This window comes from Candidatus Poribacteria bacterium (assembly GCA_026702755.1).
Taxonomy (GTDB): domain Bacteria; phylum Poribacteria; class WGA-4E; order WGA-4E; family WGA-3G; genus WGA-3G.
In genome coordinates, this window is sequence record JAPPBX010000018.1 from 1 (window position 1) to 23,137 (window position 23,137).

The window sequence follows — 23,137 nt, forward strand, 5'->3', positions numbered from 1 at the left end:
CGGGACTAAGAAATGTACTTGCCCTTACATTTTTTATTCGATGCGAAAGATGTTTTGACTTCAGAACGCTTTATCTCAGAACAAGAAATATACCTATTTTTCTAAAATTGACACCTATAGTGCGGTTGCAAACCGAACCTACTGGGTCTGGGGGTGAATTAGAATTGCCGATTTAAATAATTAAACTTCATCAAACCTCGCCAGCGAAGGAGTGGTGTTTTGTGTTTTCCAAAGTGCCCTGTTATTTTCGGGTTTTACTATAGTTTTCGATGTGCTTGCATTCTTGACATGAGCCGAGGAAATCAAGGGTGTTTCCTGTTAAAAGAGTTTCCGCCCGGTGTTCAGAAAACACACAGGCGGAAAACAAAGATCGGATGTCTCCATCCGCTAAAACGTAATCGGCTTTGTGATTACACCGAAGCTGATGCTTGCGCATAGCCGGAGCGCCCATAGCCGTTGGCGGATGATTCATGAGTAAAGGACATTGATATCTCCATGAAAAGGCTTGAGGTTCCCCAAACGTATCCGCTATAATTGTTCGCGTATATTGAGGCAGCTGCTTGAGCAGTAAAATAATTCCACTCCTCACCACTACTATTAGACGCGTAGCCTTGGGCGTAGTAATCAAATGTATCTCCGCGATACTCAGAAGCCAAAGCAGAAGCATAATCGGGGTCAATACTTGACTGATCATAATCGTAAGTATGGTTAGGATCATGGAAATCAGCGTTGATGCCGATTGCAATAAACATTAGCGTCAAAAGACAAAGTAATTTTTTCATTTTGTATGCTCCTTTAACAGCAAGTCAAGATATTCATAAGGATCAATCCCTGCTGCATTATAATCAAGAACCTGTATATCCGCTGGCAAACTTTCTCCAGGGGATAGTTCTTTAATATCACCAATAATTAAACGGGAAGAACCACCTGCTGAACCATCCGAGGCAATATGTTTTCTTTCTTGGACATAAACTGTCTTCGGATAATGCAGATATACTCTGCCATTTTCTCCAATACTACTTCCGAGAAAACGCTCGCCCTCGTTCCAAGCTTTTATCATCACCCGCGCTGATAGTTCCAGATCAATGTGTTCCGTAGTATCTGTCCACTTCACATTAAAAGGAAAATTAGCAGGTATTTCAGGATACGCTCCGAATCCAAATGGCGAGACAGGCACATCTTCAAAAACCTGTGTTTCCTCTGAAACTATCTCATCTGGTAAGAAGGCATCCGTGATGTCAAGGTTCTCAGTCTCGTTGGGGACCGCCGCTGTTTCGTCAAACATCGGTTGTGTGTCCTCGTTTGCTTCGGGCGTGTCCCTAACCTCTGGAGTCTCTAACACAACGCGGGCAGTGCTGGTCTCCTTCTCGTTTTCGAGAGACTCAACTGCCAACGGTGTCCGACTCCACTCGGCTGCCGTGTTGCGTTGGACGTGCCAACTATACAACAGGCTGCTGCTGACGACCAGCGCGAAGAAAACAAGACCGACTTGAATCGCTCGGCTGGAAAGTAAATCACCTAACATCATATCACCTCTCTCATGCGGTTGATGGAAAAAGACCTGATCAGACAAACGGTCGCAGAGATGGCACTCTTTCCATTTCGTATAGCATGCTGATTTCCTTTTATATCTGTATGTATGATACAATAGAGAACCAGCACTGTCATACTGGGTTTATGGCAGTGCTATGCGCCGCTCGGTGTTGTACCTACCGGTGGCGCCCCTCTTAAAAAATGGAGACTGCCAATTACAAAACGATTATAGAAACAACACACAAAATTGTTAATCAAACGTTTTTGTGTGAATGTTTTAATTATACAAAAAAATACTACTTTTGTCAAGAAAAATTGTGTTTTTTCAAGAAAATGGACTATTTTTTCCTATAATTGGCTCTAATTTAGCATTTTTTACTAAAAAAGTCAAGAAAAAATATGATAAATTCGTTAAAAATGTCGTTTTTGACGGAAAATGATGATAATATGGTAAGAATTTATACGATTTTAGGTTCGTTTTTTCATATTTTTGGAAGTGGCGGGATAATTCGAAGTGCCTGTCCAAGCGATAGATGCCTATCAGCCCATTCAAGTCGCTCGCGCGCGTCAGTGTCCCCGAAATAGGCGGCCCTGAAGTCTTGGTTTAAGATATCCTTCATTTCCACAGTGAAACCGCCAGCGGGCAGTTTAAAAAACTTTTCTAACGCCTGCAGGTGTTTTTGATTCGGGACTCTCCTGCCGGTCTCCCACTCGGCGACGGTTTCCACGGAGGTATTGAATTTTTTGGCAAGTTCCGCTTGTGAGAGGTCGGCTTTTTCACGTAGGTAGCGCAGTAAATGCGGATTATAGGCGGTAGAAGATGAGGTGCCCACCAAAAATGCCCCTTGTTCCAAGTTCCTCACTTCTTGTGTTTGGTGTGTGTTTTCCTCTCTTTTAGCCATGATATGTCTCCTTTTGGAGGGTTTGTGTCTACTTATGATAGTTAATTAGACAGAAATTGTCAAGATTTGGTGGAAAATGTGAAAATGTAAATGCGTTAAGTAAAATTCAAGAATAATTACCTTGTATTTTATCAGATTTGACGTAAAAATGTCAAAATATTCGCTCCGTTTACCAAGGGTTATTTGGTTTTAACGCAATTCTATAGACATTTCACCCCTACGGGGTGGGGAAAGAGACGAAAACCGTTTCTGAGATGTGCAAAACTTGTTAGTAGCAACTTGGGTTAACGTAACGAATATCTCAATTGGACGTTTAGAGAGTATGTAGGGTTTAGAAAGGTGAAGGATGTTTCCACTGTTATAGCAAACGAAAAAGGAGAACGAACCATGACAACCCAAATTCGTCAGCAGAACGGCATCGCAATTTTGGAACCCACCGGGAAAATAGTAGGACCCTCTGTATCAGAATTACGGGAGGCAATCGCACCCCAGATAGAAGCCTCAGACACACCACGCATTCTTATCAATTTCGAGCATGTTAATAAGATTGACAGTTCTGGACTCGTTGCGCTTATGGAGGCACGTGCCGCCGCGGAACGAAAGCAAGGTCGTATCGGCGTTATCCATGTCGGCAAACACATCAAAGATTTGGTGGCACTGAGCCGGATCGTGAGTCTCTTTGAACATTTCGACAGTGAGGACGCTGCGGTCTCAGCGTTAGCGGCGTAGCATCTAAAATACAGTAGAACATAAAACGGGGACTGGTTTTACCAGTCCCTTTTTTTATGTCCCAGAAGTTGGGTTATGTGTTCGTCTGTTTCCGGGGTGATGTCCGCTCCAATGCCTCTTGGAAATCACGAAAACTTGACACCAATGAAGCGTTTAGGTTCAACTGCTTCAAGTTGTCAAGGTCGACAATCATTTCAAGAGACGATTTGAGGCGGTTGACATCCACATCTGTGAATCGCGTTGTCAGGGTTGCTACGGTGTTCTCAATCGTCGTTTCGCGCGCTCCACGTTCTATTCCTTGCTCTATTCCTTGCTCTATGCCTTGTTCAATACCTTGCTGTAGGTAGTGTTCTGCCAAAGTCTGCATGAGGTCTGCCTCCTGTTCGCACTCCGGTCGGGGAACGTCCGCAACGGTTCTCCTAAGAAAGTTAGGATTTCCTCAATATCTGTTTCTAACACAACACCGTCCTCATCGCGCACCGAGACCGGTCCCCTGAAGGCTTCCACCAAAAGAATAACACCGCTGCGCTACGAATCATAAAGATTTTGTGGTCCGCTTGGAACTATTATACGTTGATTTCCCGTTGGAGGTCAACCTTTTTTTCACTTTTCAATCACGGATATTTAGGGTAAATCCTAAAAATATATCGACAGTTTCGTAACGGTGTTTCCTCCAACCCGAAACGCACCCCGATCACGGTAGGTAAGGTTTCATGAAGTTTCAATAAATACTTCGGTAATTCTATCCCACAAAAACCCTCTACGGGGCTTGGCTTATTTGGGGGATTCGGGTTCTACAGAGATACCGCCCCTACGGGGCTTAGGTCTGTGAGGTGCCCTTTTTCTACACAGATATCATCCCTACGGGATTCAAGAGGTTTTTGAATGCTTCAAGGTTTCTGTGTCAATCTGTCCAGACCAGATGATTTTCAAGGCACGTAGGTTGGGTTGAGTGGGGTTGAAAATCAAAGGTAGATATTTCAAAATACGTCAAACCTGATAGACCCGCATAGGCGTGGAGAAACCCAGCGAAACCCAACGTTCTTTGCGTCAAACGCTACCAACATGTCGGTAGGTTTGCGTTGGGTTTCGCTATTTCCTTGATTGATAGAACGGTATAGAGTGGTAAAATGTGCTTGGGGTGTCCATATTATTTTCTCGGATCCGCTCAACCCAACCTACGATGCTATGACGCGTTTTTTCTTAAATTGACAGTCATGGTGCGGTTGAAAATTACACTTGCCAATTAATCCTCGTTGTCAGGAGGACTTGCAGTTAACCTATAGGGGTGGGAGGTTTTTGACGATCTCGACTGTTTTTAGGCTGATGGTGATGACGCGGGTAATCAGGTCCACAATATATCGCGGCTCGGTTTCACGGTTCGGGTCGTTGACGATGCCGCTCCGTCTGTCGGTCTTGACGCGATACTGATCTACGATCCACTCCAACGCGGAACGGGTGCCGAGCCGATAGTCGTGGACTTCTGGCGGGATGCCGTCGAGTGTGAGGAAGTCGTTGTATTTCAGCTGCGTCTTGTCTTTGGAGAGTTTCGTCTTCTCGACGCGCCAATCTATCTGCATCCCTGGCGTTTCGATGGACTTCAGTTTATCGTATTTCGGTGCGGATTCGTAGTTGACGTGGAGGTCTGCTAACTGCTTGCCTGCCTCGGCGAATCCCCAAAAGTTTTTGGCGAGGGGGTTGCTGACTGCGCCTTCGTGGGTGATGGCGTGTTGGTCGTATTGCTGCAACGTGGCGTAGTAGTCTTGGATTACCTTGTGGTTCGGTTTGAGGTTGAGTTGTGGCATGGGAGTATGGTAGCTGGTTTTGGGGGACGCGTCAATTTGAAACCTTGATTTCTCCCCACGTCACAGCCATCTTATTTAACGGTTCCACTGGTAGCGAATCACCAACCCAACGTGGTAAAATAGGCAGACTATCCGGCAAATGTACTAAACGCCGCACTTTCTGAGACGCAAAGGAGTAAATGTAAAGCCCAAAATTACCAAAACCTGTGTCAACAGAGAATACAAGATATTTGCCGTTCGGGGACCAATCTACTTGAAAGAACTGCCGCAAGTCGCGATTTGCTTTTTCTAAGAGGTTTATCCCATTAGCATTGACAATAAATATGCCTTCCTGAATCTGATCGACGACTTTTTCGTGGTTCCCCCCATCAATATCCGCAACAAATACGCCTTCATGGAGCGGGGTGTAGGCAATCTTTTTACCGTCCGGAGAGAACGCATAGAACGGGTAACGGCTTAAGAAACCCGCACGTTCATGGAATGGCAAATGTTTCTTGGCTTTTTCCTGACCATTGACATTCGACTCCCAGATCTCCTGATGCCTGTCCGTTGAAGTGAGATTGTAGAACACGGATTGCGCATCTGGTGCCCAGACGAAACCTGTCGGTCTTTCGCCAATTGGGTGTGGTAACTTCCGTTTCTGTCGTCCATCCGGTGAAATTAGAAAGATTTCTGTGTTCACATCGCGTCCCCCTCTTATCTTTTGCTGGCTGCCAGCATACACAATCCAACGTCCATCCGGTGACCAAGAAATATCGACGTAGGAATGGACTTGCAATATGATGGAACGAATTTTCTTACCGGTGCGAAGGTCTCGGATATGGAGAACATTACGGCGGTCAGGATCGCCGTCTACCGCTGCCAAGAAGCGACCGTCCGGCGAAGGTGTCGAAATACCTTCTTCCGCAATGCGTGTAGGTGCAGGGACGGTATCATTGGGATGTATCATGTAGGTGGTACTACGATAGGTGTAGACAATTACACCTTCTGCCCAACAGAGCAGATTCGGGCAGATACCCGATAGAAGAATTATTACCGAAAACAGAAAAGTCAAGCGACGTGCGTCCATTAGGAACCCCTCATTTCAAAATAGCTGCACTAACAGCCAAGGTTAAGGTGCGTTGGTTAATTATCAAACATCACTCTGTACACTCTTATGCTTAACGCAAGTTGCCACCTGTTTGTGCACATAGCACTCCGCTGGAGTGCGATCGCGTAAATACGCCATTTTCTATAGACATATAACCCCTACGGGGTGCGGAAAAAGACGAAACCCTTTCTGAAATGTGCAAAACCAGTTAGTAGCAACTTGGGTTATGCTTACAATTATTGTGCAAACTGAAGGAAGTTCAGGTTTATTATAGTAAAATCCCTAATTACCTATACACTAACATAAGGGCGAGGTTCCAAACCTCGCCAGCGGCGGTGGGTGTTGTTCCTTGACGAACTGTAAACATATTTTCGGATTTTACTATAAACGGAATTAGTCGTTTTGGACTTGTGAAAGTTGCTAAAAAGTGTTCTAAACCTTTGTGTTTACTATGTTTTCGCTTGTTTGAAGTTGCCTAAAAATGATGGAATATCGGTAGGGAAATAGGGGCGACATCCCCTATTTGAAACGAAAAAAGCGAGTTGCTTTTTCTTGGTTCCACACTTGCTTGATACTCTATCAGAAACCCTCATAAAAAGCAATTCATTAAATAACGCAAGTTGCCACCTATGCATTCTCACTGCGAAGCAATAGCACCCCTAATGAAGATTAAGGATTTAATCGGGTAATGTATGTGTTAATTGTCTGAATCACGGAGAACACGGAGGACGCAGCGGACGCGGAAATTGTGGCGTGCGCGGTGTTGATTGTCTGAAGCAGGATTTACAGGATTCTAAGGATTCACAGGATTATGGAGTCTTCTTGATTGAAAGTTGTGCTTTATAGAATAAATGTTTTATTATAGTAAATCCCATAAATCTATACATCAACACGAGGGCGAGGTTCCAAACCTCGCCAGCGTCGGTGGGGTGTTTGTTCCCTGACGAAGTGTAAACATATTTTCGGATTTTACTATAACGCAAGTTGCCACTTATTATAGACATAGCACTCCTACGGAGTGCAATCGCGTAAACACGCCCTTTCTATAGACATAGCACCCCTACGGGGTAAGGAAAGTATCCGAAAAACCGTGTTAGAATGCCAAAAATCCGTTGGTAGCAACTTGGGTTAAATTAACACGCTAAGGAACTGCTCTTGGGTCGTAAACTTCGACACTGGTAAGCGGATCTTTACCAAAGTGACTGGATCCCCCAAAGATATAGATTTTCCCATCAATGACTTCCGTTGTGTGTCCCGATTTTCCAATCAGCATGTCCGGTTCATGGGTCCAACAGTCGGTTGCGGGATCGTAGCTTTCGATCGTTGCGAGGTTCTTAACTTTATTACCTTCCCCAACGTAACCACCTATGACATAGATTTTTCCATCAATTACGCTTGCTGTGTGGCTCGTTTTCGGAGCAGGCATCTCTGTTCTTTTCTGCCATTGATTCGTTTTTAGATTGAACACTTCAACGCTGGAAAGATACGGATCTGGTTCGTTCTGAATCCCCGACCATCCCCTTCCACCCATGGCATAGATTTCTCCATTCACAACACTGATTGCCGTACAAGAACGTGGATGGGTTATATCTTTGGCTTTTGCCCATGTGTCCGTCGCTGGATCGTACACCTCCACAGTTTCCAACCGCCACTTTTCATTGGAACTTGACATCCCACCAATGGCATAGATTTTCCCGTCCATAACCGAGGTAGAAAGATAAGACCGAGGTGTCGGCATATCCGCTTTCTGCGTCCATGTGTCTGTAGCCGGATCATACATTTCTACGGTTGGAAGTTTTTTACTCTCAAGTCCCCAACCCCTGGAATGCTTAATTTTCTTCATTTGTGCGCCACCAATGGCGAATATTTTGCCATCTACAACCGAGGTAGATACAGCAGACCGAGGTGTCGGCATATCCGTTCTTCGTTCCCATGTATCCGTTTCCGGGTCGTACATTTCTACTTTTGAAAGCGTCATGTCCCCAAATTCGTCCAGTTTGAGCTGAAGTCCGCCCCCTATCGCGAATATTTTTCCATCTACAACCGAGGTAGAAAAGTCAGACCGGGCTGTTGGCATGTCCGCTTTTCGCGTCCATTGCGCTGTAGGAAATCTGAAAGAATTCGATCGCGTCTCGGAGACCGGAGGCGTATCAGGGGTCTGTAGCCCTGCCCCGATGTTTTTATTCGCGGATGTCGCGCGTCCGATCTGGTTCCGTAGGTCGGGTTTTGAATCAATATCAAGAACGACGAAGGTATCAACAATTTCAACCGTGGGTTCGGAGACTGCCTCGAAACTATACGGCTTTTGAAAGTGGACGAGGTGTTGGTGCGTCGCCCCTAATAGAAAGACAACCAGAAGCGTTGCAATACCAAAGGCACCCCACGGGAGCATGGGTTTTGCAACCGGAGGTGGTATCGGTTTCAGGTCAGCGACCTGCCGCATGATGTTCTCTGTTAGGTTGGAGGGGAACTGCACGCCGCCGAGAACTTCCTGAACCAGAAGTTCTTGGTCCTCCCGCAAACGCTTTCGCGCCCGCCAGAGTCGGTTTGTAATCGTGTTTACTGAGACACCTAAGAATTTGCTTATTTCCTTCGCTGTCATTTCACCGAGATAGTGGAGCGTCATTACCGTGCGCTCACTCTCCGGCAGTTTCGACAGAAGTTTTTCGGCGATTTCATGGCGATGCTCGGTCACTTCTGTCTCTCGCTGTTCCGCAGCATAATGGATATAAGAAGATTCTTCTATTTCTTCCATAGGTGTATCCTCCAGCGATTGCATCGCAGGTTTGTGTCTTTGGAGCCAGTTAATACAAAGCCGATTTGCGATGACGTAGAGCCACCCAGCAAATTGATTCGGATTTTTGAGTGTTGAGAGTTTCTTGTATGCTTGAAGAAAAGTATCCTGCGTAATTTCTTCAGCGTAGTGAAAATCTTTAACCTTCCGCCATGCAAGTGCGTGAACACCCTTTTGGTGCTTTTCGACTAACGTACTGAATGCCTCATCGTCGCCTGATAGAATTCTGCGAATCAGTTGAACATCGTTTTCCACCGTCACAATCCTCCATGATACACGAACAGGTTTATAATAAAACCTACAATTATTAAAGACACATTTTTAGGGCAGAAAGTGTGCATAATTTGAGAAAAACGTGATATATAATATACTCCAAAAATTGGCATGTTATCTGCATCAAAATTTAATTTCTCGCTTCTGACGCGTAAGTTTGACATAATGCATTGTACCCTGGATGTGGTATATATCATAGCCCCTATAACGTTAAAGACGCGCTTTTGGGATGCAAAGGTTGCATAATTTGGAATGGTCATCAGTTATAGTGAAACTCGTAATTACTTATACACCAACGCAAGGGCGAGGATACAATCCTCGCCAGCGGCGGTGGCATTTCAGGTGTCAGTCGTCAATAGAAAGGATTGACAGTTTACCGACTGCTGTAACCGCCGCTACTTCAAAATCACCATCCGTCGTGTCGCTGAGAAATCCCCGGCGGTAAGCGTGTAAAGATACAGACCGCTCGCAACGGGTTCGCCGACTGTATTTCTGCCATCCCAATACGCCGCACGGGTACGCGATTCATAGATTCCCGCTCCTTGAGTGCCTAACGCAAGTCTCCACACTAACGTCCCCTCTGCAGTATAGATAGAGATATTGACATCCGTGGGTTTTGACAACTGATACGGTATCCATGTTTCTGGGTTAAACGGATTTGGGTAGTTCGGCAATAATGCGGTCTGTTCCGGTGTTAATGTTGCAAGGAGTTGTTCCAAAATGAGAATACCGCGTTGAAAAGCGGGGTCTGTTAGGGACAATTGCTGGGCTTCCTGAAGCCATTTTTCTACATCTGCGATAGTGAACGTTTGGAAGGCTTGAGGATTCAGAGCGGGTGCGGAATCACTTGCGTCTAAGGCACCTGCAACGAGGACAAGGTCCTGTATATTGACAATCCCATCACGGTTGACATCCGCAGGACTGTCTCCCAATTGCCCAAGATTTGCTGCGACCGCTACAAGGTCTTGGATGTTAACAGTGCCATCCCCAGTGACATCCTCTTTGCGTCTTATAGGTTCAGTGACATCTGGTATAGCGGAGGGCTTGAGTTCCCATACGAGTACGGTGCCGTCATAACTCCCGGTTGCGAGGGTATTGCTATCCGGACTAAACGAGATGCCGTTGACCTCAGCTGTATGTCCGGTGAGCGTGCGGAGCGGGCTGCCCGTGCTTGCATCCCAGAGACGGGCGGTGCCGTCCCAACTCCCGGTTGCAACCGTCGTTCCATCCGGACTAAACGCTACGTTGACGACTGCCCCCGTATGCCCTGTGAGCGTGTGGAGTTCGCTACCCGTGTTGGCATCCCAGAGACGAGCGGTGCCATCATAACTCCCGCTTAGGATGATCGTTCCATCCGGACTAAATAATACGCTGGCGGCTCCAGCCCTATGCCCTTTGAGTGTGCGGAGTTCGCTACCTGTGTTGGCATCCCACAGACGCACGGTGTAGTCATAACTCCCGCTGACGATGGTCTTTCCATCCGGACTAAACGATGCACTTCTGACCCAAGTCGTATGCCCTTTGAGTATGCGGAGCTCGTTCCCCGTGTTGGCATCCCAGAGACGCACGGTGTTGTCACCACTCGCGGTTGCGATGGTCGTCCCATCGGGACTAAACGATACATCTCTGATCCAATCGGTATGTCCGTCGAGCGTGCGGAGATGGCTACCTGTATTCACATCCCAGAGACGGGCAGTGTCGTCATAACTCCCGCTAGCGAGGGTGGCACCATCAGGACTAAACGATAGACTGTTGACTCGATCCCTATGCCCGTTGAGCGTACGAAGATGACTCCCCGTGTTTGCATCCCAGAGATGTACGGCGTAATCCCAACCTCCCCAACGGCCGAATCGACCACCACTCCCGCTGGCGATGCGCGTACCATCTGGACTAAACGCTACGCCGATGACACCTTCCGTATGTCCGCTGAACTTGCGGAGTTCGCGCCCCGTGTTTGCATCCCACAGACGGACGGTGCGGTCCTCACTCGCGCTGGCGAGGGTGGCACCATCCGGACTAAACGCTACGCTGATGACCCCTTCCGTATGCCCGCTGAACTTGCGGAGTTCGCGCCCCGTATTCGCATCCCAGAGACGAATAGTGTTGTCACCACTCCCGCTGGCGATCGTCGTTCCATCCGGACTAAATAATACGCTGGCGGCCCCAGCCGTCTGCCCTGTGAGCGTGCGGAGCTCGTTACCTGTGTTTGCATCCCACAGACGGATGATGAGGTCCCCAGCTGCGACGGTGGTGCCATCTGGACTAAACGAGACGCTGTTGACCCCAACCCTTTGATGCCCTGTGAGCGTGTGGAGTTCGCGCCCCGTGCTCACATCCCAGAGACGGACGGTGCGGTCTTCACTCCCGCTGGCGATGGTGTTGCCATCTGGACTAAAGGCTACGCTGAGAATCCCAGGTCTAATAAGATTTCTGCCCGACCTCGTATGTCCGGTGAGCGTGCGGAGATGGCTACCTGTATTAGCATCCCAGAGACGGACGGTGTTGTCTGCACCCGCGCTGGCGATGGTGTTGCCATCTGGACTAAACGAGACGCTGAACACCCTATCCCTATGCCCTGTGAGCGTGTGAATCTCGCTACCTGTATTGGCATCCCAGAGACGGACAGTGCGGTCCTCACCCCCGCTGGCGATGGTGTTGCCATCTGGACTAAACGAGACGCTGTTAACTTCAGACGTATGTCCTCTGATTAGTTCAAGTTCTTCGCCTGTCTGTGCGTTGTAGATCCAAATGCCTACAGTACTTACGACTGCCAGACGTGTGCCGTCTGGGGAATACTTTATTTCATTTATTTTACCTTTGCCGAGACGTGCTTTAGCACCTTCGGGTAATCCCAACGTTGTGTAGTCTTGTGCAAAGGTGTTTGCCGCAACAGTAAATATCGCCAAAAGTACAACTAAAATCGAAGATAGTGTGGTTTTCATTGCTTAAGCCTCCCCCATGTTGTGGTGAGTTTTCCTTGTGCTTCTACTGCGAGTGCGTCACCGATTTGCGCACCATTTTTACCCTCCAGATGATGTGCATTGCCCGATGCATCTGAAAATTGCTGGGTGCCACCGGGTTCATCAAAATGCCACAACGCAGCTGTCTTGGCGTCATTTTTGAACTTGTCGTCTGGCATAAAGCCTTTTTTGTTGACATCGTAACGAGCCTCCGTTGAGATGCGGACCTCATCAATATATCCAGTGAAGGAACCCCAAAACGATTTGTCTGGCGGACGACCAGGTATTTCAATTATTTTTCCAAATCCTCCAAGCACGAAGTCTTGTGGACGCAAAAAAACAACGCGTCCAAGAGGTGCCCCGTCTTGCCATATCCCTACGAGATCATTGACGATTGTTATTTTCTGATCCCCCTTTGATTGGTAAGCGATGTGGTGCCATTGGTTCAGCTCAAGTGGGAATGGGAAAGGTATGGTCCTGCCAGCGTTGGCTCCCCCAAAACGATAGGCATTTATTAGTAGGATTAGGTTGCCTTTCAGGGGCTCGATATTGTGCAGATTAGCCAGATTATTTAGGTACGGTTGAAATTCATCGTTCACGATGACCATACGCACCTGTTGATGGAGTATCGTCAATAACGTATCCTTGTTGTCGGGCGGTGTGGTGGGATATATCCATGCTTCAAAGGTGAATTCCTCCGTGCCATCCGGTAAGAGATAACCAAAGGTTTCAAAATCTAAAATGGCGTGGTCATCGACCCCGTCAAGGACTAAATAGTTTCCACCTGCGGGTGATGGCGGCGGCAACGCTTTAGCACTCAGCGGAATGAATGTAAGCAGAAAAAGGCATGTAAAAAATTGTCGGTGTCCCATTCTTATCTCCTTTTTCGTCGAAAAAATCTGTGAGTCTTGAAGGACAGATTAACACATTCTCGTCTGTCAGATGTTTTGGATGGAGATCTGAAAGCCATGCTGGAAAATCGCCATGTTCTATTTGCGTTTAATATCGCCCCAAGTTGTTGCTAATTTTCCGATGGGATCAATAGCAAGGGCACCAGCGATTTCCTCAAAGAAACTTCTCTGATCTACCGCTTTGTCCGGATAGATGTCAACAGTGGCATGCGTTTTATCGTCAAAATGCAAGTTCATATATGCAGTACCGGCTTTTTCACTACATCGGTAAAGGAGGACATTCCCACCTTTTTGCAATTCAATTTCGATATTATAGTCAACTTCCCGCGCGGCACCCGTCCAGTGAGGATTATTGTACCATTTCTCGCCGTTAATCCAAATCTGTGCGTGGTCGTCGTGGGCAGGAGACATCACGGCTTTCATGTCCTCGGGAGCCTTAATAACAATAATACCGTAGGTATCAATGTGATTCACGGGACCACCCCTATTCATGTTGTGAGAGTTCGCGGGATTAATTTCAAAGACTTCCCAACGTCTGGTTCCCCCATGCTCCTTATCCCATCGGACCAGAAAATTTTGCGTCAGTTTTAAACCTTCAATAGTTGAAAGTTTGGGCTGCGTCAGTTTACCCTTTGTGCCTTCCTCAATGAAATCTTTCCGGGCGGAGCCAGCGAATCCACTATTCTCAAAATTCCCGTTAGGTCCGTAATATTTCCTGATCCAGTTTTTGTTCTTTGAATGGTCTTCGTTCAACGCGTCTTCGGGTGGGCTTTTGAACCAATCCGCCTCTTTTAAAGGGCCACCCTTTATGTTAATCTCCCCTTGCGTGAATGCAAGATGGGAGACGTTCACAAACAGCGCGAACATAATGCCTATAACGAACACGAACCGATAAAATTTTCTCATTGCAATTTCCTTCTTTTGTGAATGTAATGATTCGCTGATAGAAATCATTTTAGAGGTTTCATTGCTTCAGTCTTCCCCATGTTGTGGTGAGTTTTCCTTGTGCTTCTACTGTGAGTGCGTCACCGATCTGCGCACCATTTTTACCCTTCAGATGATGCGCATTGCCCGATGCATCTGAGAATTGCTGTGTGCCACCGGGTTCATCAAAATGCCACAACGCGGCTGTCTTTGCGTCATTTTTGAACTTGTCGTCTGGCATAAGTCCTTTTTTGTTGACCTCGTAACGAGCCTCCGTTGAGATGCGGACCTCATCAATATATCCAGTGAAGGAACCCCAAAACCATTTGTTGGCTGGCGGCTGGCCAGGCGGCTCAACTCTTTTTCCAAACCCCCCAAGCACGAAGTCCAGCGGACGCCAAGCACGAGGATCTTTATCATGTCCGAGAGGATCCCCGAGGGGCAGCGTCCATACGAAATCATTGACGATCGTTGTTGTCTGATTCCCATTTGACTGATAAGCGATGTGGTGCCATTGGTTCGGCTCAAGTGGGATCGGGAAAGATAGTCTCTCACCGAACTTTCCATCAATATAGGCATTCATTAGCAAGATTAGGTCCCCCTTCGGGGGCTCAATATTTAGTTCTTTAGCCAGACTATTTAGGTGCGGTTGAAATTCATCGTTCACGATGAGCAGACGCACCTGTTGATGGAGTATTATCAACGTTTCCTTGTTGTCGGGCGGTGTGGTGGGATATATCCATGCTTCAAAGGTGAACTCTTTCGTGCCGTTGGGTAAGGGTCTACCGAAGGTTTCAAAATCCAAAACGGCGTAGTCATCGACCCCGTCGAGGACTAAATAGTTACCCCCGGCGGGTGAAGGGGGTGGCAACGCTTTAGCACTCAGCGGAATTAATGTAAGCAGAAAGAGGCAACCAAAAATTAACTGATTTCGTAAATTTTTCATCTGCGTAGGTTTCCTTGATTTTATAGTAAAGCCTACAATTAAATGGACACTAAAAGTTGGCGAGGTTACATGAATATTAAAAAGTTAATTCGGTAATTTATTAGCGAAGTCCGGTTCGGTTAGAAACCGCACCTACCGGGCCTGGAGAAAATTTTGAGAGCATATTGCATCTCATCCCTATTTTTTCACTGTGCCCCATGTCATTGTTAGCAAGTACGATTGTGGTGAAACTTGTAAAGCATACGTGGGATCGAACCAATCCCCGCCAAAGCTCCAGATATTATCCGTCAACTGGGTCCGAACACCGCTGTGCACATCGATTTTTAAAATCTGATGGGGTCCGTTAATCGCTTGTGTGTAGAGGACTTCTCGTCCATCTGGCGATAACTCAGGGGACCAAGCATACGGACCGGCTTCATCGACAAGTTGGCGGAGACCGGTGCCGTCGCGGTTGACGATGAAGATTGTATTTTTATCCATCCATTCATTGCGATGCTGCCTATCTCGGACAACCGCATGATTGTTCCCAGAAAAGACGAGTTTATTACCTACCGCAGACCAAGAAGGGAGGCGTTGCCATTGTATTGCTTTCTTACGTAGTAATTGTTTTCGCGCGTGTGTGCGGAGATCAACAAATGTAAGGCGGTCTCCTATAATGCAAGCGATTTCTCTCCCATCCGGTGACCACGCTGGATCCGTGCCATCTATGACGAGTTCCTCTTCTTTTTCTTCTCCTAAAGTCGCAATGTAGATAGTGGATCTGGAACTATTCCAGTCGATACCACCGTAAGCGATCTGTTTGCCGTCGGGTGACCATGTCGGATTGCTTTTAGTCGTTTTTCTGTTTTCTTTGAAGACGCGTCGGACATTTGATCCGTCAGAGTTCATCAGATACAGATCGTCAATGCCCCCCTCACGATCAGAGATGAAAAGAATTTGATCACCGCTCGGGGACCAGACGGCTTGTAGATCGTCGGCGGGATGCTGTGTTAAGTTCACCTGTCCAGAACCGTCAGGATTCATAATGAAGACATCATAATTTCCATGCTGTACGGAGGTAAACAAAATTTTGGAGGTCGTTGGTGGTCTTGCGAAAAGTGGAGAAGTGCTTACATTCAGCACCAATAGGCTAACTATGGCACAAACTAACAAGTTCACTGTTTTCATAATTATGCCCCCCATAAAAACTTTAGAAACGTCTTTCGTATGCTACCCTATCGAACAGATTGAAATTTACAAGTCATGTTGGGTGGGTGCGCTCGCGCGCACCCATAACGTCGTTACTTCAAAATCACCATCCGCCGCGTTGCTGAAAAATCCCCAGCGGTAAGCGTGTAAAAATACAAACCACTGGCGACCGGTTCGCCGACTGTATTCCTGCCATCCCAATACGCTGCACGAGTGCGCGAGGTATACCGACCCGCCACCTGATATCCCAGGGACAGTTCACGCACCAGAGTGCCGCGCAGATTGTAAATGGTCATGTGAACCGCTGCGGGTGTTTTTAACTGGTACGGGATCCACGTCTCCGGGTTGAACGGGTTCGGATAGTTGTTCAACAGGGCGGTTTCCGTTGGTGTCAGAAGTGCCAAGAGGTCTTCAAGCACCTCTATCCCTCTCGCCATCGTTGCGTCTTTATGTCCAAGTTGCTTTGCGTCGAGTAACCATCTCTGGACCTCTCCGGCAGTGAGTGTCTCAACGACTTGTGGATGTGCAGCGGGTGCCGATATAGTTATAGTAACACTGAACGCCCCTGCCACCAAGACGAGGTCTTGAATGTTGACCACACCATCTTTATTGACATCCGCCACATCCTGTCCGGTCCCAGTTTTCCCGAACTGCGACACAACGATGATGAGATCTTGGACATTGACGACACCGTCGGCGTTGAGATCGCCTTTGAGTTGGGGTGGTTCCATGAGGGGGGTAGCGGGTGCCAGTTCCCACACCTGAACCGTCCGGTCCCAACTCCCACTCGCCAGCATGCTACCATCCGTGGAGAAAGCCACGGAAGTAACACTATTCCTATGCCCTTTAAGCGTCTGCAGGGGTTCTCCGGTTTTCGCATCCCATAACCGAATCGTGTCGTTATACAACAGAAATGTTCTGTCACTACCGCCACTCACTAACGTGTCACCATCGGGAGAGAATACTACGGAATTGACATCATGCGTATGCCCTTCAAGCGTCATTCTGTGTTGTCCAATTTTCGCATCCCACACCCGAATCGTCCGGTCATAACTCCCACTCGCTAATGTGCTACCATCGGGAGCGAACGCTACGGAAAGGACACCATCCGTATGCCCCTCAAGTGTCTGTAGGAGGTCGCCAGTATCAGCATTCCACACCCGAACCGTATTGTCATAACTCCCACTCGCTAATATGTTACCATCGGGAGAGAACACTGCGGAACGGACATAATCTGTATGCCCCTCAAGTGTCAACTTGTGTTCGCCGGTGTCAACGTCCCACAATTGAACCGTATTGTCATAACTCCCACTCGCTAATGTGCTACTATCGGGAGAGAACGCTACAGAACGAACACCATCCGTATGCCCCTCAAGTGTCTGCAAGAGTTTCCCGGTGTCAGCATCCCGCAACAGAACGTAATTGTCCCAACTCCCACTCGCTAACATGCGACCATCGGGCGAGAACGCTAAGCAAGTGACACCATCCCTATGCCCCTTAAGTGTCAACTTGTGTTCACCGGTGTCAGTATCCCACAGCCGGGTCGTATTGTCCCGACTCCCACTCGCCAGTGTGCGACCATCGGGAGAGAATGCTACGGAAAGGACATCATCGGTATGTCCCTCAAGTGTCAACTTGTGTGGGGCGCTCGGAACACCCTCTGCTTCTGCTGGAATGCTCGTCACTGTTCCGTCTAGCATGAGCCGAAGCGTATTCCGGCTGCTGTATTTTCCCCATACACCATCCACTTTAATCTCGCCAACCCATCTGTATTCACCGGGAAGCGTTATCACATAGCCGTATAATCCGGAAGCTCTTTCTGAATCAGGAACATCGACCCAGGGACTCGTTGAATCATCCCGCCTCTGCCATTTAGAGTTGCGAACTGGCTCAATAAAATCAGTCCTTTGGTTCCTTGTGGAATAAACTATTATTCCTCGACCTCCTGCAAGGGCTACTTGAATTCCGTCCCTGAGTAGGCGGATACTTGATGACGGGGGATACTCGTCCGCGGCCTGACAATAGCTGATGCCTTGCGCACCAACGCTTATCAACACAACAACTAAAATCACTGTTAGGCTTTTTTGATTAACAATTGTGCTTTTCAAAATACCACTCCTTATAATATCTATCCGTTTTCGATTTCACGGCGAAATCGAGGAGATGTGTGGACTGCGATTTGAGGGAACCGATCCGGTTCGGTGTCCTGAAACAGATCCACATTCACAACTAACAACGCACAAATAATCAAGATACCTAACGTCTAACGTCCTTTTAAGGTTTACCTCCATCTTATGCTTGATAATCCGGTCCGTGATGTTCATCATGCCTTTTTATAATTAAAGACACAATTTTTAGAAAAAAATTGTGCATAATTTGAAAAAAAATGAAAAAATTTGAATTTTGATCCTATGAAGGTAAGGAAACCATATCTATCGTGTCTGGGAGTTAACCACTTGATAGGTTAGATAGAGCGTAGCGAAACCCAACGTTCTTTACGTCAAGTGCTGGAAACATGGCGGTAGGTTTGCGTTGGGTTTCGCTATCTTCTTGATTGATAGGACGGTGTAGAGTCGTAAAATATGCTTGGGGTGTCCATATCATTTTCTCAGCTCCGCTCAACCCAACCTACACTGCTATGACGCGTTTTTTCTAAAATTGACACCTATGGTGCGATTAGAAATCTCACCATAGGCATCAATTTAGCGATTTCATACGTCATTTCAAAACAGGGTCTTAACAGATGCCGCCCCTACGGGGCTAAAGCATTGGGGTAAACGTGTTTCTACATAGATGCCGCCCCTACGGGGCTTTATTTTTTTTGATTCCGATTTCTACATAGATGCTGAAGAAATACCCAAGCAAATAAACCCTACGGGACTAAAGAGGGTTCTGAGGTATTAAAGGATTATGACTAAAATCCGGCACAGTTAGAAACAGTGCCTACCGGACCTGGGACTACGACGGTTATTTGCTCTAAAATTGACACTTATGGGGGCGATCCCCTAACTACACCATAGGTGTCAATTTAGGGATTTTTCACGCCATTTTGTAGCAGCGGTTCCACAAATGCTGCAGAAACATCCCAGCAAAAACCCCCTACGGGGCTTTAGGTCTGTGAGATTCCGTTTTTCTACAGAGATACCATCCCTACGGGATTCAAGAGGGTTTTGGAGTTTTCAAGGTTTTTGTGTAAAATCTGGTGCGGTTCATGCAGATTAAGAATTTAATTCGGTAATTGCGGGCAGGTACAAGACCTGCCCCTACAACATTTTTTTTTGGATAACATTACCGAAGTATTTATTTAAACTTCATGAAACCTCGCCAGCGGAGGGGAGAGACAATTTGGGACGGTTGGGAAACCGCACCTACCGTTGTGCTTCAATCGGGATATGAAACACCCCGTGCCATTGTGAAGCAAGGTAAAATTTATCGTTAAGGCTTAGTCGGTTTTGAAGGCATCTTCCTGCACTTGCTCCCAAACACCTGAGTTGAGGCGATAAAGCCCCTCGTTTGTCCCGACGAACACTGTGTTTCCAATCGTAGCGACTGTGTAGATGCGTTTGATCGTTAATCCTTCGTTAAAGGGATCCCACTGTGCCCCCGCATTCGTAGATCGGAAGACCCCATTATCTTGGAGAAAAAGATATATTGTAAAACTCGCTTGTGAACCGGTGCCTTGTGTTTCATCTGTGATGATGAGTCCAACAGCCTGTCCCTCCGGTCGCGGACAAAAAGCATTCCATGTTTCGCCATCGTCCCGTGAAGCGAAAATTTCATCAATAGAGACGACATAAAGAACGCCAGTATGTTCTGCCATAGACATTCGGCTTTCGGGGATTGGTACATTCGTGTTAACGAGCGTCCACGCAGTCGCATCTGTTGTCAATCTGTGGATACCCGTTTGTGTGGCTGCATAGAGGGTGCCGTTGGATGTCGCAAAGATGTCAAAGACGTGACTCCCTGGAGGACCAATCACTTGTGTCCGCCGCGGTGTGGAAGGTATGAGGGAATCTCCTTCTGTCTCGGACGTTAGAAGCCTTTCAGAAGTTTGCAAACCGGCATCATTGTCTTTTCCGGTGGCTCCAGGACGCCCGGGCTGATTTCGCATATCCGGTCTTGAATCCATATCAAGAATGACATCGGTATCAACAATTTCAATGGTGGGTTCAGCTGTTGCCTTGAAACTATACGGCTTCTGAAAACGGACGAGGTATCGGGCACTGACACCTAACAGCAGCAGGACCAAAACAGCCGCCGTGCCAAAAGCTGCCCACGGCAGAAACGGTTTCCCAACCGGAGAGGGTGTGGGTTTTATGTCAGCAACTTGCTGCATGATATTATCGGTCAGGTTAGGCGGTAATTGGACAATCGCAAGCCCTTCCTGAATTAAGAGTTCTTCTTCGTTTTGTAAACGTTCTCGCGCCCGACGAAGCCGACTTTTAATCGTATTCACCGATACACCTAAGAAATCGCCGATCTCTCTGGGAACCATTTCACCGAGATAGTAGAGCGTTACGACTGTGCGTTCACTCTCTGGCAGCTTTTCCAGCAGCTTTTTAACGATTTCATCCCGATGCTCAAGTGCTTCTGTTTCGCGTTGCTCCGATACATAATGGGTATAAGAGAATTCCTCTATTTCTCCTGTGCTTGTTGTTTCCAATGATTGCATCGCAGGTTTGTGTCTTTGGATCCAATTCAGGCAAAGTCGGTTTGCAATGACATAGAGCCATCCAGCAAACTGATGAGGATTCTTGAGCGTCGAGAGTTTCTTGTATACTTGGAGGAAAACGTCTTGCGTAATTTCCTCAGCATAGTGGAAATCGCCGACCTTCCGCCATGCAAGCGCGTGAACACCCTTTTGGTATTTCTGAACTAAAGCACTAAATGCCTTGTCATCTCCTGATAAGATTCTGCGAATTAATTGAACATCGTCTTCCACCATCAAGACCTCCATAACGCGCCAACTATTTAGGGGCGATTTCGGATTGCTTGAGTCTACTCCATTGTGTTATTAGTTTCTCTGGACTCGGTGAAACGTCGAGGAAACCGGACGGCACCCACGCGGGGTAACCATCCTGCGCCGCATGTTTTGTGATTTGGCGTGGGGCACCTCCTGTGACGGAGACGACATAAACATTTGAATCCTTATTCGGGTTGCCCCAAGGATTTTTAATATCTGCATCGTAAGCAATCTGTTTTCCATCTGGTGACCACGCTGGATGGCGGCTCCAAATGTTCATCGGTGTCACGCGCCGCGGATTGCGTCCATCAGCACCCACAATGTAGATACCACTTCCCGCAAGATTAGCAGAATAGGCGATCTGTTTCCCATCGGGTGCCCAACTGGGGGATGCACCTCCACGTTCTGGATTCGCAATGCGTCTGGGACGTTTCCCGTCGGCATTCATCACATAGACACCACTGCCTTCATCGCGATTGGAAAAGAAAGCAATCTGTTCGCCATCGGGAGACCATGCCGGATTTAAATCGTATTTTTCATCGTCAGCAAGTCGTCGTAGATTTTCGCCGTTGATATCTATTTTGTAGATGTCATAATTTCGATCATCTGTTCTGTTCGATGTAAATACGATCCAGTTTCCATCAGGTGACCAGTCAGGGTCGCTATCCCGTCCGGGATGGTTTGTCAACCGCCGAGGTTCTGGTTCATTAAGTTTCATGATATAAATTTCGTGGTTTCCATCCCGGTCCGACTCAAAAGCAAAAGCGTGTCCGTTCGGTGCCCAAGTCACGCGACTGTCATACGCAGGGTGATTCGTCAAGTTGCGTAAATTCTCTCCCTTTGTATCAATGATGTAGATATCCCAGTTTCCCGTTCGGTTGGAGCTGAAGGAGATATACGAAGCCGCCCAAACGTGTACAGTGAACAGAAGTAAATTGAACAGCAATGTTATTCCAAACCCTACTCGGACACATTTCGTTTTCATTTTACACCTCCTCCAGAAAATTCACTATTAAAAATAACGAGTTTGCTTAATGCGTCAACTACTTAGGAACGATTTCAGAGTGTTTGAGTCTACCCCATTGCGTTATTAGTTTTTCCGAACTCGGAGAAACAGAAAGGGAAAAACCAGCAGGCACCCACGTCGGGGACCGCTCTATCGCCGGATGGTGTGTCAACCTACGACGATTGTTTCCGTCTACATCTATGAGGTAGATGTCAGAATTTTCCTCCCACTCAGCACTAAAGACAATTTGATCATTCGGAGACCAAGCAGAAATACCATCCTTCGCCGGATGGTGTGTCAATCTGCGGACATTTCCGCCGTCCGCATTCATCACATAGATGTCCCTATTTCCCAGAAGCCCAGTACTAAAGGCGATCTGTTTCCCATCCGGAGACCATGTGGGAACATTTTCCGCTTGTGCTTGTCTTGTCAGACGTTTGAGTTTACCACCATCAGCATTCATCACATAGATATCAACGTTGTTATCCTCTTTAGCAGCAAAAGCGATTAATTGACCATCAGGAGACCAAGCCGGGTTGTAGTTTCCGTTTCTCTCATGCGTCAGCCGTTGGAGATTTCCGCCATCCGGTTCGATTTTATAGATGTGATGCGTCCCTTCTCTATTAGAGTCAAACGCGATCCATCGTCCGTCTGGAGACCATGCAGGATTCCTGTCATGTTTTGGGTGGTGCGTCAACCGATGGGATACCTTTGTACTGAGATTCATTACATAGATTTCTGGATAGCCATCATGTCGAGTGGAAACATAAGCCATCCGCTGTCCGTCTGGCGAAAACGCTGGAGAAAACTCATGGGCTGGGTGATTCGTCAGTTTCTGGAGATTCTTGCCGTTGATATCCATGATGTAGATGTCATAATTTCCACTTCGATTGGAACTAAAGGCAATGTGCGGAATATCGGATGCGTAGATATATAGGTCTGTCGCAAGCAATAAGTATATTAATATCGTTGTGGCTCCCAACGCTATATAAGTAAATTTCCGTTTCATTTTTATTTCTCCGTGTATGTCATTTAGAAATAGTGCGTTTGGCAATGATGGGTTTAAGGACGTAGAAAGTCCCATACTGTGACATTCTAACTCAAGTTGCTACT

General features: G+C 47.1%; 17 protein-coding genes and 1 pseudogene. 1 reads left to right on the top strand and 17 read right to left on the bottom strand.

From position 1 onward, the window contains the following. Positions 1–410: 410 nt before the first annotated feature. The 3 genes from OXH39_03545 to OXH39_03555 all read right to left on the bottom strand — a co-directional run bounded on the left by OXH39_03545 (position 411) and on the right by OXH39_03555 (position 2,435). Positions 411–782, bottom strand: coding sequence for a hypothetical protein (locus tag OXH39_03545; GenBank protein ID MCY3549511.1), 372 nt, complete (start codon positions 780–782; stop codon positions 411–413). Further along, positions 779–1,528 (bottom strand): hypothetical protein, encoded by a 750-nt coding sequence (locus OXH39_03550; protein ID MCY3549512.1) that lies wholly within the window; start codon positions 1,526–1,528, stop codon positions 779–781. The genes OXH39_03545 and OXH39_03550 overlap by 4 nt, the downstream gene beginning before the upstream one ends. Positions 1,529–2,015: 487 nt before the next feature. Next, on the bottom strand, positions 2,016–2,435 hold the full coding sequence (locus tag OXH39_03555; protein ID MCY3549513.1) for a helix-turn-helix transcriptional regulator: 420 nt from the start codon (positions 2,433–2,435) through the stop codon (positions 2,016–2,018). Between the two features lie 387 nt (positions 2,436–2,822). On the opposite strand from OXH39_03555, the gene OXH39_03560 reads away from it, so the two are divergent. After that, entirely contained in the window at positions 2,823–3,164 is a 342-nt protein-coding gene (locus OXH39_03560) for an STAS domain-containing protein (GenBank protein ID MCY3549514.1), read from the top strand. Between the two features lie 73 nt (positions 3,165–3,237). Here the strand turns inward: OXH39_03560 and OXH39_03565 are convergent, their stop codons facing one another. From OXH39_03565 to OXH39_03630, 14 genes and pseudogenes are all read right to left on the bottom strand, one after another. Continuing rightward, positions 3,238–3,531: a hypothetical protein gene (locus OXH39_03565; protein ID MCY3549515.1), complete on the bottom strand. Its 294-nt coding sequence runs from the start codon at positions 3,529–3,531 to the stop codon at positions 3,238–3,240. A 913-nt stretch (positions 3,532–4,444) separates the two neighbouring features. Next, positions 4,445–4,849: pseudogene (locus OXH39_03570) on the bottom strand (helicase). A 151-nt stretch (positions 4,850–5,000) separates the two neighbouring features. Further along, positions 5,001–6,038: a hypothetical protein gene (locus OXH39_03575; protein ID MCY3549516.1), complete on the bottom strand. Its 1,038-nt coding sequence runs from the start codon at positions 6,036–6,038 to the stop codon at positions 5,001–5,003. 1,162 nt (positions 6,039–7,200) lie between these two features. Further along, positions 7,201–9,108, bottom strand: a complete 1,908-nt coding sequence (locus OXH39_03580) for a sigma-70 family RNA polymerase sigma factor (GenBank protein MCY3549517.1) — start codon at positions 9,106–9,108, stop codon at positions 7,201–7,203. Between the two features lie 413 nt (positions 9,109–9,521). Beyond that, the gene (locus OXH39_03585) at positions 9,522–12,068 is read right to left on the bottom strand and encodes a T9SS type A sorting domain-containing protein (protein ID MCY3549518.1); all 2,547 of its coding nucleotides are present in this window, start codon (positions 12,066–12,068) and stop codon (positions 9,522–9,524) included. Then, complete coding sequence (locus tag OXH39_03590) at positions 12,065–12,958, bottom strand: hypothetical protein (GenBank protein ID MCY3549519.1); 894 nt, start codon at positions 12,956–12,958, stop codon at positions 12,065–12,067. The genes OXH39_03585 and OXH39_03590 overlap by 4 nt, the downstream gene beginning before the upstream one ends. Positions 12,959–13,075: 117 nt before the next feature. Then, a complete protein-coding gene (locus tag OXH39_03595) occupies positions 13,076–13,903 on the bottom strand; it encodes a hypothetical protein (GenBank protein ID MCY3549520.1) in 828 nt (275 codons plus the stop codon). Between the two features lie 58 nt (positions 13,904–13,961). Then, positions 13,962–14,867, bottom strand: coding sequence for a hypothetical protein (locus tag OXH39_03600; protein MCY3549521.1), 906 nt, complete (start codon positions 14,865–14,867; stop codon positions 13,962–13,964). 177 nt (positions 14,868–15,044) lie between these two features. Next, positions 15,045–16,034 carry a hypothetical protein gene (locus OXH39_03605; GenBank protein ID MCY3549522.1) on the bottom strand — a complete coding sequence of 330 codons (990 nt, stop codon included), beginning with the start codon at positions 16,032–16,034 and terminating at the stop codon, positions 15,045–15,047. A gap of 113 nt (positions 16,035–16,147) precedes the next feature. After that, positions 16,148–17,848: a T9SS type A sorting domain-containing protein gene (locus OXH39_03610; protein MCY3549523.1), complete on the bottom strand. Its 1,701-nt coding sequence runs from the start codon at positions 17,846–17,848 to the stop codon at positions 16,148–16,150. 655 nt (positions 17,849–18,503) lie between these two features. Then, entirely contained in the window at positions 18,504–18,659 is a 156-nt protein-coding gene (locus tag OXH39_03615) for a hypothetical protein (protein ID MCY3549524.1), read from the bottom strand. Between the two features lie 838 nt (positions 18,660–19,497). Then, positions 19,498–21,000: a sigma-70 family RNA polymerase sigma factor gene (locus OXH39_03620; GenBank protein ID MCY3549525.1), complete on the bottom strand. Its 1,503-nt coding sequence runs from the start codon at positions 20,998–21,000 to the stop codon at positions 19,498–19,500. Positions 21,001–21,022: 22 nt separating this feature from the next. After that, on the bottom strand, positions 21,023–22,003 hold the full coding sequence (locus OXH39_03625; protein MCY3549526.1) for a DUF5050 domain-containing protein: 981 nt from the start codon (positions 22,001–22,003) through the stop codon (positions 21,023–21,025). A 58-nt stretch (positions 22,004–22,061) separates the two neighbouring features. After that, complete coding sequence (locus OXH39_03630; GenBank protein ID MCY3549527.1) at positions 22,062–23,033, bottom strand: DPP IV N-terminal domain-containing protein; 972 nt, start codon at positions 23,031–23,033, stop codon at positions 22,062–22,064. Between the last annotated feature and the right edge of the window lie 104 nt (positions 23,034–23,137).

Excerpts from the sequence above, each read along its gene's own strand:
- OXH39_03545 (MCY3549511.1), bottom strand. The coding sequence starts at position 782 with ATGAAAAAATTACTTTGTCTTTTGACGCTAATGTTTATTGCAATCGGC.
- OXH39_03550 (MCY3549512.1), bottom strand. The coding sequence starts at position 1,528 with ATGATGTTAGGTGATTTACTTTCCAGCCGAGCGATTCAAGTCGGTCTT.
- OXH39_03555 (MCY3549513.1), bottom strand. The coding sequence starts at position 2,435 with ATGGCTAAAAGAGAGGAAAACACACACCAAACACAAGAAGTGAGGAAC.
- OXH39_03560 (MCY3549514.1), top strand. The coding sequence starts at position 2,823 with ATGACAACCCAAATTCGTCAGCAGAACGGCATCGCAATTTTGGAACCC.
- OXH39_03565 (MCY3549515.1), bottom strand. The coding sequence starts at position 3,531 with ATGCAGACTTTGGCAGAACACTACCTACAGCAAGGTATTGAACAAGGC.
- OXH39_03575 (MCY3549516.1), bottom strand. The coding sequence starts at position 6,038 with ATGGACGCACGTCGCTTGACTTTTCTGTTTTCGGTAATAATTCTTCTA.
- OXH39_03585 (MCY3549518.1), bottom strand. The coding sequence starts at position 12,068 with ATGAAAACCACACTATCTTCGATTTTAGTTGTACTTTTGGCGATATTT.
- OXH39_03590 (MCY3549519.1), bottom strand. The coding sequence starts at position 12,958 with ATGGGACACCGACAATTTTTTACATGCCTTTTTCTGCTTACATTCATT.
- OXH39_03595 (MCY3549520.1), bottom strand. The coding sequence starts at position 13,903 with ATGAGAAAATTTTATCGGTTCGTGTTCGTTATAGGCATTATGTTCGCG.
- OXH39_03600 (MCY3549521.1), bottom strand. The coding sequence starts at position 14,867 with ATGAAAAATTTACGAAATCAGTTAATTTTTGGTTGCCTCTTTCTGCTT.
- OXH39_03605 (MCY3549522.1), bottom strand. The coding sequence starts at position 16,034 with ATGAAAACAGTGAACTTGTTAGTTTGTGCCATAGTTAGCCTATTGGTG.
- OXH39_03615 (MCY3549524.1), bottom strand. The coding sequence starts at position 18,659 with ATGATATGGACACCCCAAGCATATTTTACGACTCTACACCGTCCTATC.
- OXH39_03620 (MCY3549525.1), bottom strand. The coding sequence starts at position 21,000 with ATGGTGGAAGACGATGTTCAATTAATTCGCAGAATCTTATCAGGAGAT.
- OXH39_03625 (MCY3549526.1), bottom strand. The coding sequence starts at position 22,003 with ATGAAAACGAAATGTGTCCGAGTAGGGTTTGGAATAACATTGCTGTTC.
- OXH39_03630 (MCY3549527.1), bottom strand. The coding sequence starts at position 23,033 with ATGAAACGGAAATTTACTTATATAGCGTTGGGAGCCACAACGATATTA.